This window comes from Sphaerochaeta pleomorpha str. Grapes, from assembly GCF_000236685.1.
GTDB classification, from domain to species: Bacteria; Spirochaetota; Spirochaetia; order Sphaerochaetales; family Sphaerochaetaceae; genus Sphaerochaeta; species Sphaerochaeta pleomorpha.
On the sequence record NC_016633.1, the window covers coordinates 527,057 to 543,798 of the forward strand.

The 16,742-nt window shown below is 46.6% G+C and carries 17 protein-coding genes; 1 reads left to right on the plus strand and 16 read right to left on the minus strand.

Features of this window, described 5'->3' with window-relative positions:
• Positions 1-22 precede the first annotated feature (22 nt).
• The 8 genes from SPIGRAPES_RS02385 to ileS form a co-directional block, all read right to left on the minus strand.
• Complete coding sequence (locus tag SPIGRAPES_RS02385; protein ID WP_014269185.1) at positions 23-1,540, minus strand: phosphohexomutase domain-containing protein; 1,518 nt, start codon at positions 1,538-1,540, stop codon at positions 23-25.
• A 119-nt stretch (positions 1,541-1,659) separates the two neighbouring features.
• Positions 1,660-2,775 (minus strand): ABC transporter ATP-binding protein, encoded by a 1,116-nt coding sequence (locus SPIGRAPES_RS02390; RefSeq protein WP_014269186.1) that lies wholly within the window; start codon positions 2,773-2,775, stop codon positions 1,660-1,662.
• Positions 2,776-2,786: 11 nt separating this feature from the next.
• Entirely contained in the window at positions 2,787-4,589 is a 1,803-nt protein-coding gene (locus SPIGRAPES_RS02395; protein WP_014269187.1) for an ABC transporter permease, read from the minus strand.
• Positions 4,590-4,651: 62 nt separating this feature from the next.
• Complete coding sequence (locus tag SPIGRAPES_RS02400) at positions 4,652-5,809, minus strand: ABC transporter substrate-binding protein (protein ID WP_014269188.1); 1,158 nt, start codon at positions 5,807-5,809, stop codon at positions 4,652-4,654.
• 236 nt (positions 5,810-6,045) lie between these two features.
• The gene (gene trpS / locus SPIGRAPES_RS02405) at positions 6,046-7,035 is read right to left on the minus strand and encodes a tryptophan--tRNA ligase (RefSeq protein WP_014269189.1); all 990 of its coding nucleotides are present in this window, start codon (positions 7,033-7,035) and stop codon (positions 6,046-6,048) included.
• 4 nt (positions 7,036-7,039) lie between these two features.
• The gene (locus tag SPIGRAPES_RS02410) at positions 7,040-7,252 is read right to left on the minus strand and encodes an FmdB family zinc ribbon protein (RefSeq protein WP_014269190.1); all 213 of its coding nucleotides are present in this window, start codon (positions 7,250-7,252) and stop codon (positions 7,040-7,042) included.
• A gap of 13 nt (positions 7,253-7,265) precedes the next feature.
• Positions 7,266-8,147, minus strand: coding sequence for a hypothetical protein (locus SPIGRAPES_RS02415; protein ID WP_014269191.1), 882 nt, complete (start codon positions 8,145-8,147; stop codon positions 7,266-7,268).
• 1 nt (position 8,148) lies between these two features.
• A complete protein-coding gene (gene ileS, locus SPIGRAPES_RS02420) occupies positions 8,149-11,277 on the minus strand; it encodes an isoleucine--tRNA ligase (RefSeq protein WP_014269192.1) in 3,129 nt (1,042 codons plus the stop codon).
• A 132-nt stretch (positions 11,278-11,409) separates the two neighbouring features.
• Between ileS and SPIGRAPES_RS02425 the strand changes: the two genes are divergently transcribed.
• The gene (locus SPIGRAPES_RS02425) at positions 11,410-12,774 is read left to right on the plus strand and encodes a CCA tRNA nucleotidyltransferase (RefSeq protein WP_014269193.1); all 1,365 of its coding nucleotides are present in this window, start codon (positions 11,410-11,412) and stop codon (positions 12,772-12,774) included.
• Here SPIGRAPES_RS02425 and rnc read toward each other — a convergent pair.
• From rnc to rimM, 8 genes are all read right to left on the minus strand, one after another.
• On the minus strand, positions 12,741-13,487 hold the full coding sequence (gene rnc / locus SPIGRAPES_RS02430) for a ribonuclease III (protein WP_014269194.1): 747 nt from the start codon (positions 13,485-13,487) through the stop codon (positions 12,741-12,743). The genes SPIGRAPES_RS02425 and rnc overlap by 34 nt on opposite strands.
• 12 nt (positions 13,488-13,499) lie before the next feature.
• The gene (acpP, locus tag SPIGRAPES_RS02435) at positions 13,500-13,739 is read right to left on the minus strand and encodes an acyl carrier protein (protein ID WP_014269195.1); all 240 of its coding nucleotides are present in this window, start codon (positions 13,737-13,739) and stop codon (positions 13,500-13,502) included.
• Between the two features lie 20 nt (positions 13,740-13,759).
• A complete protein-coding gene (gene rpmF / locus SPIGRAPES_RS16775; protein WP_014269196.1) occupies positions 13,760-13,945 on the minus strand; it encodes a 50S ribosomal protein L32 in 186 nt (61 codons plus the stop codon).
• A gap of 60 nt (positions 13,946-14,005) precedes the next feature.
• Entirely contained in the window at positions 14,006-14,506 is a 501-nt protein-coding gene (coaD, locus tag SPIGRAPES_RS02440) for a pantetheine-phosphate adenylyltransferase (RefSeq protein WP_014269197.1), read from the minus strand.
• On the minus strand, positions 14,503-15,018 hold the full coding sequence (locus SPIGRAPES_RS16410) for a hypothetical protein (RefSeq protein WP_014269198.1): 516 nt from the start codon (positions 15,016-15,018) through the stop codon (positions 14,503-14,505). Before SPIGRAPES_RS16410 ends, coaD begins: the two co-directional genes overlap by 4 nt.
• A 124-nt stretch (positions 15,019-15,142) precedes the next feature.
• Positions 15,143-15,499 (minus strand): 50S ribosomal protein L19, encoded by a 357-nt coding sequence (gene rplS, locus SPIGRAPES_RS02450; protein WP_014269199.1) that lies wholly within the window; start codon positions 15,497-15,499, stop codon positions 15,143-15,145.
• Entirely contained in the window at positions 15,486-16,238 is a 753-nt protein-coding gene (gene trmD / locus SPIGRAPES_RS02455) for a tRNA (guanosine(37)-N1)-methyltransferase TrmD (protein WP_014269200.1), read from the minus strand. Before trmD ends, rplS begins: the two co-directional genes overlap by 14 nt.
• Positions 16,235-16,741: a ribosome maturation factor RimM gene (gene rimM, locus SPIGRAPES_RS02460; RefSeq protein WP_014269201.1), complete on the minus strand. Its 507-nt coding sequence runs from the start codon at positions 16,739-16,741 to the stop codon at positions 16,235-16,237. Before rimM ends, trmD begins: the two co-directional genes overlap by 4 nt.
• Between the last annotated feature and the right edge of the window lies 1 nt (position 16,742).

Here is a 16,742-nt window from a genome sequence, read left to right on the forward strand (position 1 = left end):
CTTTCGAATTTTGAAACCTGTGCTATTCGATCATTTTCATGGCCTTAGCCATTTCCTCAAGCACCTTCTGCCCGATTTTCTCATCGCTGGCTAGTACCTCCCAACGGACCAAGGCATCCTCGCTCTGGCTCACTCGCTGGAATACCTGGAACCAAGGAGTGCGCAAGGTAGCGCCATCATCATAGGATTTTGGAAGATTGTACCGAAGAAGCGTAGCGTTGAGATTCTCCCCGAGCTTGTTGGTAGTCACCTTGATAGCACCCATTGCCATGATGCGATCCTCAATGGCCTTCTGGAGCGTATTCCGTTTTCCTTCTTCCTTGATCATAGCCGACCATTCCCGCTGTCTCCAGGTACTATCCTGAAGGATCCTTGCCTCATCAAATCGGCGGGGATCTTTCTGATATGCCTTAAGGACAAGCAAGGTGAAAAACAAAGTGTTTTCACTGGCAAACAGGGGACTCATCCAGTCTCCTATACTCTGGGGGAATTGCAGGTAATAGTGGGCAGACTCTTCAACAGCCGCCAGAAAATGGTTGCCCTTATTATTCAGCAGGGCATCTTTGATATAGGAATGGCCATTCTGGACCAAAGAAACTTTTTTCCCTTGGTGAATCTGACTCAGCAACAAGGCAGGCGAAGCCTTGATATCGAAAAGGAACATAGGGTTAAAGGATTCCTCGGGTTTTTCAAAATAGCCATGGAACATCTCTGTCAATTCATCCGTGATCAAACCCATGACAAAACAGGGGGAAAGTTGACGCCCGCGATATAAAAGGTCCATGCGGTCCCCGTCCCCGTCATAGACGAAGCACATATCGGTAGGATGGTCCAATAGGTACTGCCTGACCTCAGCGGTACTTCCTTCGCTACCCGGGTTCGGATCACCACAGGGGAATGCCCCATCGGGGACAAGATGCAGATACGTGCCATCGACACCGCAATGGTTCAGTGCCCTGCTGATAGCCTCGCCGTTGCTTCCATGGAGGAAGTCACAGACTACAGGCAACCCTTTCAGGCTTTTTGCCGGGACCCGGGCCAATTTCATCGAGTAGTCGATGAAAGCATCGAGGGTGTTGAGAGGAACAATGGTTCCTCCCTTGCGGGTATTGCACAGCAATTCTTCATCATAATATTTCTGGACAGTCTGCAAGCCTCCCTTGGGGCCGCAGTTTTTGGCAATGCTCTGAACTTCCGGAGCCACCAGCTTCATGCCAAGATAGGAACCTGGATTATGACTGGCGGTAATCATGAGCCCACCGCTTTTTGGACGCTGCATGCAGTTATAATAGAACTGACAGCTTCCAATGGCATTCAACTGTACATAGACAGTCATTCCTGAGGCTTGAAAGACCTCGAGGGCCTTCTGCATGATAGCTTCCGTTCCGACTCTGGTATCACGACCGACTACGATCGAATAGGTCTTTACATCGTGTATCATGTAATATGCAATGGCATGGCAGAGGGCAAGGGTTGTCTCATCGTCGAAATTATCCCGTTTGCTCCGGATATCATAGGCCTTGAACAGGTTCCTTTTCATTTGTTTCCTTTGTACGGTGTTCCGTACTGTTTTACATTTCGCAGTAACAGAAAAAAGGACAAGCACCCCAAAACGGAGTAAGCCTATCCCCTTCTCTGTCTCCCTACTGTCTTCTTATCTTACGCTTTGGCCAATTTTCCTTGTCCAAGATTCAATGTGGTCTTTTTGTCAAAAAGATTGAAATTTCCTTTTGAAAATGAAATCCCGACCTTTTTCTGCACATCAAAATCCAAATCGCCAAAGATGACTGAATGCAGGTAACTCTCTCCCAGACTTAGCTGGACTATTGTTTCCATCCCTGAGGGAAGAGAGGACAGGATTATGCCCTCTGCCATCGCATCGGAATCGGTAATTTCCACATGTTCAGGTCGAATGCCCAATACTATTTCCTGTCCTACTTCCAATTGTACCGTATCGGAAGGAATGAAGGCAAGCTTGACGTCCCCTGGGAGGAGAAGGATAACCGGCTTGTCGTCTATCACCTTCCCACTGATAAGGTTTATGGGGGGAGAACCGACGAAATCAGCGGTAAAGGTATTGGCTGGACGACGGTAGACCTCAAGAGGGGGGTCATACTGCTGCATATAACCGTTTTTCATAAGGCACACCCTATTCGACAAGGTCATAGCTTCAAGCTGGTCATGGGTAACATATACGAACGTGGAATCGGTTTCCCTATGCAGGCGTTTCAGCTCGGTGCGCATCTCCATCCTGAGTTTGGCGTCAAGGTTGGACAAGGGCTCATCCATGAACAGGACTTTCGGACCGGTAGCCAAAGTACGTGCGATGGCAACCCGCTGTTGCTGTCCGCCTGACAACTCAGAAGGGTATCGTTCCCTGAACTCCCCTATCTTGAGCATATCCAGCAGTTCTGTCACTCTCTGCTGCACTTTTTCCTTTGGCCATTTTAGATTTTCGAGTCCAAAGGCAATGTTCTTATATACTGTCATATGTGGCCAGAGTGCATAGTTCTGGAACAGGAATCCTACATCACGTTTATCTGGTGAAATATCTATCCCATCCTCAGAGGAAAACACGACACGGTCATTGATCGTAATAATACCCTCTGTGGGGGTTTCAAGCCCGGCAATCATCCTGAGGGTGGTGGTTTTTCCACATCCTGAGGGACCTAGGAGGGTTACGAAAGAACGATCATCGATTGTGAGGTTCAGATCATCTACGGCTACAAATTTTCCAAAACGTTTGGTAACGTGTTTCAATTCAATCTTTGGCATGAGAGACTCCTTTAATTGCTTCCGATTCCCTTGTCGATGGAGGCCCCGGTAAATTTATTGACCAAAAGGTTAAAGCCCACGACAATGATTACGATCATGAGATTGATGGCATTGGCGTACTGGTTCCAACCTTTTTCGTTGTACTGGAACAACAATGTCGTAAGAATTCTCGTTGAAGGGGAAACCAAAAGAATAAACAAGGACAATTCCCTCATACAAGAGATAAAAGGCAAAAGATATCCGCTTATAAACGTAGTTTTCTGGATTGGGAATATGATATGGGTCATACGCTTGAACCAACCGATGCCCATAATGGTTCCTGCTTCCTCAATCTCACCCGAGAGTTGAAGCATCGCATTGATACCGCTTCGTGAAGCAAAGGGAAGATATTTTATGGAACCTACGATGACCAGAAGCCCGAAGGACCCATACATCGCAGGAATGAAACCTCTTCGCACTGCAAACATGGAGAGATAGATGGCTCCAAAGGCCATGGAAGGCATGAGATAGGGGAAGAACGTCAGGTTGTTCACCCAGGTCGCAAGCAACGAACCGCGTTTCTTTGCTATGGAATATCCGGCGAGCATCCCCACCGTCCCAGCAATCAGGGAAACAATGACCGATAGCTTGAGACTGTTTTTCAGTCCAAGCCAGATTGACGGGTTGCGCAGAATACCAGGTTCACTGTTTGCAATGTCTGCCCTACCGGCACCAACCCAGAACTCAGTGGTAAAGTTCGAGAATGAATAGTCTCCGGGTGCCATAATGAAGGATTCAATGGCAAACGAGAAAAGGGGAAGAATTGCAACCATCAGAAGGATGGCTACCAGAACTATGGTCAACGGAGTCCTTGCCTTCCTGAGATTAAACAGGGAAATGTTCGAGCTCTTTCCCGTGATGGTCGTATAGGCTTTTCGTTTTCCCGTTATCCATTGGTTGAGCATAAGGATACCTACACCAATGACAATCATGATCAATGCCATGATATAGCCATAGCCTGGGTTTATTCCATTGAGGGTCCTGTACATCTGAGTGGTAAGGACCTGGTACCTAACGGGGCTTCCGAGAAAGGCTGGGACAGCAAAGGCGCTCATGGTACTGGAGAAAACCAGAAGGAACGTAGACAACAAAGCGGGTTTCACAATGGGAAGGGTAATTTTTCGTGTTATCTGCCACCGGTTTGCATGGAGCAACATGGCTGCTTCCTCGAGATTGGCGTCCATATTTCGTAAAATGCCACCGATAAGGATATAGGCAAAGGGTGCATAGTGGATTCCCTGGACAATTACAATCGGGAAAAGGCCATAGGCGAACCAGTTTGCGGTTTCGATACCGGTTAGGACGGTGAACAAGCCTGGCACTCCCCCTACCCTGGAATTTCGGAAGAAGTTCAACCATGCCATGGCAAGGGTCCAGGCTGGCATGATATAAGGAAATACAAAGACAGTTGAAATGAATCCTTTGCAACGAAGGTTTGTCCTTGTCACTGCCCAGGCAAAAAAGCCCCCCACCAAAATGGCTATCAAGCAGGACAACGAGGCTACGACCATCGTATTGAGAAAAGGTTCATAGAAAATTTTCTGGCTTGTAATACCACTGACAAACATTTTTTTCCAGTGATACAGGGTAAAGGTACCTGTGGTTTGTTTTACGATACGGGCTTCAGAGGAATGTACCGTAACAGTATCGGTCACAATGGTAACCAACGGGACAAGCGTAAGGTAACCCAAGACCACAAACAATATCAAAAGAATGATATTATGGGGCTTTTTCAGATAGGATTTGAGGTTATTCAACCTGCTTTTGGTACTCATGGGATGATTCCTTGATAATAGCCTGCAGGGATTACCTGCAGGCCATATTCAATCGATTAAGACTAGTAAAGGTACTGGTTGAGGAATTCCTCGACTTCTGCACGATGTTCAAAGCAATAAGCCCCGTCTTCACCGACAAGCAAGGGTTGCCAAGTCGCAAAAGGATAATCGATATCTTCCTGGATCGGATTGTTCGGGTTTGCGCTATAGGTACCGCAGTCGGAACCCCAAGGTGAGAAGCCTTCGGCAGAGAACAAGTACTCGATAAACAGCTTTGCTGCATTCGGATGCTCTGCAGAGGCACACATCAAGGTGTACAGGCTATAGTAGAAACCGCTGAACGGTTCCATGGTCATGCTTGCTTTCAACGCAAGGTTCTTGCTTGTAGCATAGCGGGCCTTGGAATAGACGAAAAGGCCGACCGGAGGATTGATTTTCTTTGCATTCTGTCCCTTGATACCCACATTCTCTGCAATGGTTGTATCGCTGGTTCCGACGATTAAGTCGTTTTCGAAAATTGCCTTGATCCATTCATACCCTGCATTGGGGGTAGACAGGACAATATCCTTTCCATAATACGACTTATATGCCTTTGCAATCTTTGCAGCCCATTCATCGGATGTGCACATGGTAAGGAAGTTTGCGTTTACCCCTTCCTGGAACGGGTTCTTGAAGTTAAGGGTGCTCGCAAAAGCAGGGTCTGCAAACTGCCAGATATTGGTATAGGGAACAGAGGTGAGGCCTTCGTCATTGTAAATGAATACTTTGTTTATGGCAAAAGCCTGCAGGGGATTCTGCATCGAGACCGGGATAACATCTTTGAGCGTCGGGGGTACGTAGTTATAGAGATATCCTGGTGCCAGGAGTTCTCCGACCAACCTTCCTGCATCCTGTGCAAGGACAAAGTCAGCCCCACTTACCTTGGCTTCGGCTTCTTTGGCAACTTTTTCGATCAACTCGAAGTCCTTGAGATTCGAGCTAACTACCTCGATACCGTAGAGTTTCGTAAAACCTTCGGCAGCCTTGGCAATTCTACTACTGGTAGCATAGACAACGACCTTTCCCTCGGCCTGGGCCCGGGATACCAGCTCTTCATGGGTAATCTCAGGTTCAACAACCGGGGCAGCAACGGCAGCCGGTGTAACTTCCTTGGCTCCGGTGGCTAGAACTGCTGTGATAGCAAATAAGGAAACCATAAAATACGCAAGCAATCTTTTCATATGCAAAACTCCTTTTATTCGTTCTTCTCACCAAGCACACAGTATACCATTCATATTTAAGGTTTCGCTATTTATTCTTACCAATGGATTTGAGCTTGGCTGTAACATTTTTTGCATATCTTCCCTTTTTGGGAAAACAGCTGTATCGGGAAATACTAAAAAAGGAACTGTCTCCAGCATGATTTATATCATACGTTTGAAACAGCCCCTGTTTAGTAGTGGAAGATCAAATGCTATCAGATAATGACATGCATTTTTTCCTTTATATCTTGAAGGTTCGCATTACCGACAGCGTTCGCTTTCGCAGTCCCACTGATAATAAGGTCCCGTACTTCATTACGGTGTTCCTCATAATAATGGCGTTTCTCCCGAATCGGATCGAGCAGGGCATTAAGCGCCCCGTTAAGTAGCTTTTTACAGGCGACACACCCAATGGCTGCATTTTTACACATTTCCCCGATGTTGGAGACTTCTCCCTGGTTGAACACACAATGGTACTTGTAAACATTACAGATTTCGGGATGTCCCGGAATCTTTACGGTAATCCTTGCAGGATCGGTCACGGCATTGCGCACCCTCTCCCAGACGGCTTGTGGGGAATCTGAAAGATAAATGGCATTTCCCATGCTCTTGCCCATCTTTGCATTCCCGTCAAGTCCACTCAAACGGCCCACTTTGCTAAGCTTAACCTGTGGTTCTACAATCGAGGTACCATACAGCTCGTTGAATTTCCGAACAATCTTCCTTGCAAGTTCGATATGGGGAACCTGGTCTTCTCCCACCGGTACCAAATCGGCATTGCAGAAGGTAATATCAGCTGTCTGACTGACAGGATATCCCAAAAACCCGTAGGTCAGATCTGCATATCCATAGTTTTTAGCTTCAGTTTTTATAGTCGGGTTATGCCTGAGCTGGTTGACTGTCACAAGCATTGAGTAAAAAATAGTCAACTCAGCAATGGAACTCACTTGGGACTGCTGGACTATCGTAACCTTCTCAGGGTCGAGACCAACAGAAAGGTTGTCCATGGCAACATCATAGATACTGCTGTTTATAAGGGAAGGCTCTGCGAAATGGGTCGTCAAGGCCTGCACATCGGCAAGGAGAATAAATTCATCATATTCATCCTGAAGTTCGACGCGGCTTTGCAGGGAACCAACATAATGCCCGAGATGTAACTTCCCGGTAGTTCTGTCACCGGTCAGAATCCTTTTCTTGGTATCCATTATGCTACTCCTTCTTTGTGTTGCCATTGCTTTTCTGGCTATCGGTGCAATAATACCCTGCCCCACGGAAAATTACCGGTGAAGCACTATAGATACGCTTCATCGTATGTTCACAGTTACAGGAAGGGCATACAACCGGAGCCTCATGCTCCATGACATTCTGGTGCAATTCTATATGAGAATGGCACATTTCACATTCATATTCGTATATAGGCATTTTACCATCTCCTTCACATGACCAAACCGGTAATATTTTGTTCCAACATACCCATTTGCTCTTCGGTCAGCGACATACCCTTGATAGTGAGAAGATCACCCTCTATCAAAAACATCTTCATGAGGTCTGCAATCTTATAGGGAACCTTTTCTTTTTTCAATCTTGCCAGATACCCCGTTCTTACCATCTGAGACAAGGTCTGGGCAAGTTTAGGGTTGTCCATGGTGATATAGGCATCAAGCGTATGCATATCCCCATTCTGGTTAATCAATAGCAGTATCTTTTTCATTTGCTTGACAGCTGCATCGTTCAACCCAAGGCCAAGATCAAAAAAAGTTTCAGGTTCATCCGCATACACTGCAATCGCAACACTTGCCATCCGAAAAGCTGTTTCATCGTCGATGAACGCAATCTTCTGCCCAATGCTCTCATAGGCATCTGCATAGGAACCATTGGTAAATAGCAATACGTCGTTTTTTGCAGCAGAGAGGCTGAGGTTCCCATTCTTTTGCGTAAACCAGGAAAGGCCATCGGTATTCTCCTGCATCGATAATGAAGAAGAATACATCATGCCTGTATTTATCAGAAAGCGAGGGTAATCCCCTTGGACCACCCCATAGGCTTGAAGGTCATTGCCTTGGATTGGAAACTCATCACCAGAGGGAGTGAGCGAGAGGGAAACCCTGTTCGCTCGCCTGGAAAACTCATCCATACCGGTGAAAGCCGATGCAACCAGGGCTTTCTCAGCCTTTGCATCGATGGTCACCACGATGGAATTGGGTTTTGCCATTCCCTGAAAATAATAGTACGGCTTCGCTTTCTTGCCCAATGTAGCGCAGGAAGAGAGAAGCAATACTGTCATGCTGGCAATAAAAACAATCCTAACTCTTTTCATCTCAAGCCTTTTTTACCGAAAGCTGAACAGAATGCTCTCCACAATCGATTCCTTCACCGCTGAGTTCTGCCTTGGAAATGGAATTTGCCAGAGTCTCGTTGGCAATGGTGGAACCATAGTTTGCAAAAACCTTCTCTATTACAGCATCGCCGTTATAGACAAGTTCAATCCTGTCTGATACATCGAAGCCACTTTCCTTACGGAGATTCTGCACGCTTCTCACGATGTCCCGGGCAATTCCTTCCTCAAGCAGTTCTTCGGTAACCTTCGTATCGAAACCTACGGTCAAAGATCCATCGTTAAGAACCTTTACCCCTTCCATTTCGGTACGTTGTACGATTATCTGCTCAGAAGTGATTTCTATTGTCCCCGCACTGTAGGTCACCTGCAGGCTCTTTCCATCCAGAAGCAGACCGATTGTCGGGCCATCAAGCTCAGCAATCTGCGAGGCCACTTCCTTCATGTGCTTGCCCAAAGAGGAACCGAGCACCTTGAAGTTTGCCTTTGCGTTGTAACTGACCAATCCGGTTTCGTCCGATTGCAGATGGACTTTCTTTACATTCAATTCTTCTGCAATGATATCTTCCATGGAGGAGAGGACTTCCCTCTCATCATTCTCACGGTCAACAAGATACAGGGTCTGCAACGGCTGACGAATTTTCAAATTATTGGTCGCACGTACGGCACGTCCCATTGCAATGGCTTTCTGGGTAAGCGCCATTTGTTTTTCCAACGCAAAGTCACGTTGTCCGCCCTCATAGGTCGGGAACGAGCACAAATGAATACTCTCTTCCATTCCCTCTGACTTGAGATTCTGGTAAATCTCTTCAGTAGTGAAAGGAATCAGGGGAGCAGCAACCTTGATAAAGGTCATCAGGACCCTATACAACGTGTCATAAGCTTCTTTCTTATCCCCATCATTCTCACTGCGCCAGAACCTGCGGCGGCTACGGCGGATATACCAGTTGTTAAGGTCATCAAGGAAAGGCACGAACAGCGAGCTTGCCCTTTGGATATCATAGGCGTCGAAAGCCTCGGTCACTTCCAGGACAAACCTTTCGCAGCTGCTGATAATCCACTTATCCATAGGATTCGATAGTTTCTCATATGCTGTCTCACTTGGCTCATACCCGTCGATATTCGCATAGGTCACGAAGAACGAATAGGCATTCCACAAGGGGATGATCAAGGTTTTGAGAACGTCTTTGACACTCTCTTCACTGAATTTCAAATCCTCGGCACGGACTACAGCACTGTTCATGAGGGCAAAACGTAGGCTATCGGCACCATATTGGTTGACGATTTCCATGGGGTCAGTGTAGTTTTTTGCACTCTTGCTCATCTTCTTACCCTCGGCTGTCAACACAATGCCGTTGGTAACACAATGGGTAAAAGCGGGCTTCTCCCATAGGCCTGCAGCGATTACGGTCAGGGTATAGAACCAACCACGGGTCTGGTCCAACCCTTCGCAAATAAAGTCAGCCGGGAAGTGTTCTTCAAAGAACTCTTTGTTTTCAAACGGGTAGTGAAGCTGGGCATACGGCATTGAACCTGACTCAAACCAACAGTCTAGGACATCGCTGATTCGTCTCATGGTGCCTTTTCCGTCCGGACTTGGCCAAGTAAGTTCATCAACGAAATGCTTGTGCAGGTCTGGTACAGAAACGCCACACTTTGCCTCAAGGTCGGCTCTGCTTCCGATTACCTCAATATAGTCACTGCCATCACATTTCCAGATTGGGATTGGGTTGCCCCAGAAACGGTTGCGGCTGATCGCCCATTCATGGGCATTCTCGAGCCACTTTCCGAAACGCCCCTCTTTAAGGTGTTCGGGCATCCAGGTGATCTGTTCATTGGCAGCAAGCATTGCTCCCTTGATCTTCTGTACATCTACAAACCAGCAGCTCATTGCCCTATAGATCAGCGGCTTATGGGTGCGGTAGCAGAAGGGATAGGAGTGCAGATAGTTTTCCCGTTTAACCAAAAGCCCATGCTCCTTGAGCCAGGCAATGATATCCTTGTCGGTATCCTTTACGAAGCGGCCCTGGAAATCAGGCACTTCGGAGGTGAAACGGCATTCGTCGTCGATTGGGCATACGACAGGAATCCCTGTCCCCTTAAGGACCTGGTAGTCATCTACACCGAATCCACTGGCGGTATGGACAATGCCACATCCGTCCTCAGTCGTTACATAGTCACCGGTTACGCAGACAAAGGCACCCTCTTTCGCAAGATTCTCAAAATAGGGGAATAGGGGCTTATAGCGCATTCCTTTATAGAAGGAACCCTTCTGTTCCTCGACAATCTCAAATAAAGTCTCGTCCTTGTAATAATGGGAAAGACGGGCCTTTCCAAGGATGTAGTAACAATTGTCACTTTTATCCAACACCTTGACATAGTCGATATCAGGACCAAATGCAAGTGCAAGGTTTGAAGGAAGCGTCCAGGGCGTGGTCGTCCAGGCCAGGAAAAAGGTATCTTTCATTCCCTCGACTGCAAACCTGACCGTTACTGCCTGGTCTACGACGTCCTGATACCCACCGAGGTTGACTTCAAAATTGGAAAGGGGGCAACCGAGAGCGGGGCTATAGGGCAAAATGTTATATCCCTGGTAGATAAGTCCTTTTTCAAAGAGGGTCTTGAACACCCACCAGATCGATTCCATGTAGTCGGTATCCATGGTGCGGTAGCCGTGGTCGAAGTCGACCCAACGCCCCATCCTGTTGATGGTATTCTTCCATTCACCTGTATACCTGAGAACAATCGAGCGGCACTGTTCATTGAAATTTGCAATGCCATATTCTTCGATGGCCGAAGGGCCGCTGATTCCTAACGTTCTTTCCATTTCATATTCTACGGGAAGTCCGTGGCAATCCCACCCGAAACGGCGGTTTACCCTCTTGCCTTTCATGGTCTGGTAGCGGGGAATTGCATCCTTGATTGTTCCTGGAACCAGATGACCGAAGTGAGGGAGCCCTGTTGCAAACGGAGGTCCATCATAAAAGACATACTCATTATCAGCAGGTCTTGATTCAATTGATTTAGCAAAAATATTTCCTTCCTGCCAGAAAGACAAAACATTCTCTTCCATCGCAGGAAAATCAACCTTGGTGGTTACTGGACGAAACATACGCACTCCTTGGATTGGAAGCCTTCGCCGACTTCCGCATTGCTGTTATTCTATTCATAAAAGCGTTAAATGGCAACCTTTACCATCTTTTTTTCCGTTGACCTTTCTTCTTTAGCGCGATAGTGTGGCAGTATGCAGAAATTCCCGGTTTCCAGTTCAATCAAACGTTTTGCCTCCCGTTTCAAGGACGCAGGTTTCTCGCTGTATATCGTTGGCGGGGCTATCCGCGACTACCTCCTTGGAATTGAAAATGACGACTTCGATTTCACTACCGATGCCGAGCCTACCGAGGTAATTTCACTTTTTCACCATGTCATCCCCACAGGGATTGCCCATGGGACGGTAACAGTCATATTCGAGAAGCAGAAGTTTGAAGTGACTACCTTCCGTAGCGATGGATCCTATGTCGATGGTCGTCATCCTGAGTCAGTTACCTTCATCAGAAACCTTGAGGAAGATTTAAAACGGCGGGATTTTACCATCAATGCCTTTGCCGCCGACTGCAGCACAGGTGAAATCATCGACTTGCATGATGGGAGAAAAGACCTGAAAAACCAATGTATCAGGGCTATCGGGGATCCACAGCTTCGTTTCAAGGAAGATGCCTTGAGAATTTTCAGGGGTTGCCGGCTTGCTTCAAAACTCAATTTCTCCATTGAAAAAGAGACGCTTGAGGCTATGAGGGATCTCAAAGACAATTTGCTGCTGGTAAGTATGGAACGAATCAGAGACGAACTTTTCAAGATGGTCGAATCAAACCAGCCGATAATCGGCCTTACGTATTTGAAGCAGACAAGCATCCTTACCCTTCTCTTCCCTGCCCTTGCAAAAGGAGAGGGGATAGAACAGGGAGGTATGCACCACCAGGATATCCTGTCCCATAACTTCTCATCTTGCCAGGCGGCTGCTGACATGCATTTCCCCTTGGAAGTACGGCTAGCCGCTTTGTTCCATGACATAGGCAAGAGTACGACAATTGCCAATAAAAACGGGGTCAACACTTTCTACCAGCATGAAATCGTAGGCCAGAAAGAAACAAAAAAGATTATGTCCCACCTGAAAGCCAGTAATGAGCAAATCAATACGGTTTCCCTGCTCGTACGTGAGCATATGTTCAGCTATAAAGAAGATTGGACAGACAGTGCAGTGAGGCGTTTTATCAACCGCGTAGGACTCGCCTACATTCCGTTGCTCTTTCAGCTCAGGCTTGCCGATCAGAAAGCAATCCATGATTCCATAGATATTACCATGGTATCTGAACTCGATGGCAGGATCCAGAAAATCCTTTCTGCGCATGATGCACTTTCAATCAGGGATTTGGCTATTAACGGAAACGACCTGATGCAAGCGGGAATCCCCAAGGGTCCCCGCATAGGCCAGCTGTTGAATCTGCTTCTGGAAACCGTATTGGATGACCCGAAGCAGAATAAAAAGGAACAGCTCCTTGCAATAGCGGAAAGCTATCAGTCGGAGCTGGGGACTACCACACTATCATAGGCAAGCTTTGCAGCATTCTGCTCTGCTTCCTTTTTGTTTCTCCCTTTCGCAGGGCCAAAGGATAGGTCATTGACCTTTACCTCTACAAAAAAAGTAAAATCATGCTCAGGGCCTGTCTTCTTTACCAATGTATAGGTAGGGCATTTTCTCCAGCGCTTCTGCATATATTCCTGCAGACTCGTTTTGTAATCCCTATGATAGTCATATTTGAGCACAGCCTGTATCTGAGGCTCCAAGTATTTCATTACAAAATCCTTGGCTGTCTCAAAACCACTGTCAAGGTAACAGGCCGCAAACAGTGCTTCCAGGCAATCTGCAAGCAATGCTTTCTTTTCCCTGCCGCCACTGTACTCCTCACCCTTACCGATCAGAAGATACTGGTCAATATTCAGCCTTCTTGCAACCATTGCCAGGCTGTCTTCGCTGACAACCACGCTTTTGATTTTTGAGAAATCCCCTTCATGTTTTGCCGGAAGATTTCTGAAAAGCCAATCAGCTACAATAACACCCAGGACACTGTCACCCAAGAACTCAAGTCGTTCATTGTTATCGACAACCTCTGAGGTTTCGTTGGCAAAGGAACGGTGGGTGAATGCAAGGTTGAGAAGTTGCAAATCCTTGCACACGATACCACTGTTTTCAATAAATACAAGAAGCTCCCGTTCTCTTGTTTCAGAGATTCCGGGAGCTTTCCCAAAAGCTTGGTCATCCATAGAAGACAAGCCTTAGAGCTGGGTTGCGAGAAAGTCTACAGCGTCTTTGACGGTTTCGAATTCATTTGCTTTCTCGTCAGGAATGGAAACGCCCAATTCCTCTTCGATTGCATAAACCAATTCATATGTATCAAGACTATCTGCTCCCAGATCCTTTCGGAATGAAGCATCAATAGAAATCTTCGATGGATCAATCTCAAGCTTTTCTGCAATGAGAGCCTTAACTTTCTCGTAAACTTCCTTACTATCCATTTCTTTCTCCTGAACTGCTCTTATTTGTCTTGTAAATCAATAACCTGGACACCACGATAGAAGCCACATTTAGGGCATACGCGATGAGGCAGGACCATATTACCACAGGTACTACAACGGGAAAGAGTAGGAGCTACCAGACGCATGTTAGCGGCTTTACGAGAAGCCGCACTGGCCTTGGAAGTCTTATATTTGGGTGTTGCCATTTGAATTTCCTCTTACACTACGCAAAATTTTGACACTTAAGCAAGAATAACGGAAAACCCTTATTGCGTCAACAACTTGACACGATTTCCCATCATTTGTACAACCAGAGGAGGAACCATCGGGGAAATATCGGCCCCATAGGCCGCCATTTCCTTTATTGCACTCGATCTAAGTTGGAAATATTTCGGACTGGTCGGCATAAACAATACCTCCAGACTCTCATTAAGCTGCTTGTTGGTCATAGCCAACTCAAACTCATAACCAAAGTCAACCAGGGCCCTTACTCCCCGTATCATTACACCAATACCATTCTCTCTGGCAAACTCCACCACAAGGCCCCTGTAACTTACTACCTCGATGTTTTTGTGTCCCGAGAGAATCTGCTCAAGCATATGCTTTCGTTCTTCCGCGGTAAAGATACAGTTCTTCTGCACGTTGTCAGCCACGACAACAAAGAGTTTATTGTAAAGAATGGCGCTGCGTTCAATGATATCTATATGCCCATTCGTCGGAGGGTCAAAAGAACCAGGGAGCATGGCAACATTATAGGATGGCTTCATTTCTTGGCTGCCTCTACATATTTTTTCATTGCATCAAACGTTTCCTGGTTTTCCCAGACAATCCGTTTTACAAATGTAAAACCACCACCCTCTTTTGGTTCAACCACGGCAAAGGTACCCCTTCCGATATAACTCACCTTCTGGTTTTCTGCCAAAGTCTCTGATTCTGCAATTTTTTTCAAGACACAATCAAAATGACTATGACCACCACTCTCAGAGGTAAAAGCCTCCGCAATATTTTCGATAGTCTTATTGCAGATAGGACAGACTTCCAAGGGCTCTTGGACTTTCTTTACAGGTAGCTGAGGCAAGTTACTATGAAAAACACGCTTTGTCTGATCAGGAAGCAAAGAATTCTTTACAGGTGAAGCAGCGACAGTACTGGGGGCAGCCTGTGCAGGTCCCTTTGGACGGGAGCCTTTCTTTGTGTTCCTGCGTCCTCTGTCCCGCTTTCGGTTTCCCGAAGACTTCTGCGGTGGGTTTGATTCAAGTTTGCTATTTTCAGATACCATGTTGACCTCTATGGCTAAAAATACCCTGTTTTCCCAACTTACTCAAGATAGAAGAGAAATAAGGGCAAACAATAAAGGACGGCACCATATAGATGTCGTCCCTTTCTGGCTATTGGTGAAAGAACTAGGCGTTCTTTCTGTGGATAAGTTCCTTAACCTTTGCCTTTTTGCCAACCTTGTCACGTACATAGTAAAGCTTTGCACGTCTGACACGGCCCTTACGGACCACTTCGATCTTCTCGACACGAGGTGAATGCAATGGGAAAATTCTCTCAACGCCTACACCGTAAGAAATCTTTCTCACTGTGAATGTACGACGGATTCCGCCATTGTTCTTTGCGATTACAAGGCCTTCAAAAACCTGCACGCGTTCGTTTGCACCTTCGATAATCTTGAAAAACACCTTTACGGTGTCACCAATACAGAAGTTCTCTGCATTTTCCTTAATCTGTTCCGACTCAATAGCCTTAATTACGTCCATCGTCTACGGTCCCCTTCGCACTATGTTCTTTCAGTTCATTTAAAACTTTTCTGGAGTTCGCATCCAAAGATGTCGTCTCCAACAGGTCCGGCCGGTAAGACAAAGTCTTTTCCAACCGTTTCTGCAATCGCCATTGACCAATATTGGCATGATGTCCGCTCAATAATACATCAGGGACACGTTTTGAGCAATAGGTCTCTGGCCTTGTATATTGGGGATATTCAAGCAGCCCGTCACTGAAACTCTCTTCATCAAGCGATTCATTGCTGATAACCCCGCCAATCAGCCTATATACGGCATCGACAATTACCAGTGAAGCAACCTCACCGCTGCTGATTACATAGTCCCCAATACAAATCTCGTCATCAACATACAGGTCAATCACCCGTTGGTCAATACCTTCGTAATGACCACAGACAAAGACCAGTTCTTCTTCCTTGCTCAAATCCTCTGCATACTGCTGGGTAAACTTTCGGCCGGAAGGAGAAGGATATACTACCCTTTTCCCCTTTGCCCCGATAGAATCCAACGCTGCACAAAGTGGCTCACATTTGATCACCATTCCGGCACCTCCCCCAAAAGGGGCATCATCACAGGTATGATGACGATCAGATGCAAAGGATCGGAAATCGATTACGTCAAAACTGATGGTCCCGCTTTCAACAGCCCGTTTCATAATTGAATTGTTGAAAAAACCCTCCACGATACCGGGAAAAAGGGTCACGATATGAATCTTCACTCGAGAATCCAAGGAGTCTTCAACTCAATAGTCAGGGCCTTGGTATCTACAGTTCCGATATACTGTTCAAGATAGGGGACCATACAGGTCTTCCCCTCAGAAACAGAAACCTCGAGAAGTACTGCCTGGGCACCGTCAAAAGCATTCACTACTGTAGCCAAAACCTCACCGTCATGCACCAAAGAACATCCAATGAGGTCAGAAACATAGTGTTGGCCTTTTTTGAGCGGGGTAGCTTTCCCCCTCTCCACCATCAGCGAGCAACCTGCCAATGCCCTGGCATCTTCCGGAGTATCATACCCAGAAAATTTCATCAGGGCCTGGGAGCCTTGCATCCTGAATTTCTCAATTGTAACAATTCGCTCGGTTCCATCCTTACAACGAAGCACAACTTCCTTGAGTGTCCCAAGGTAGCGAAAATCATCATTATAAGAATAGATTTTTACCTCGCCGTGAATTCCAAAAGGACTTTGCACGATTGCGGTACAGAGCATTTGTTCCATA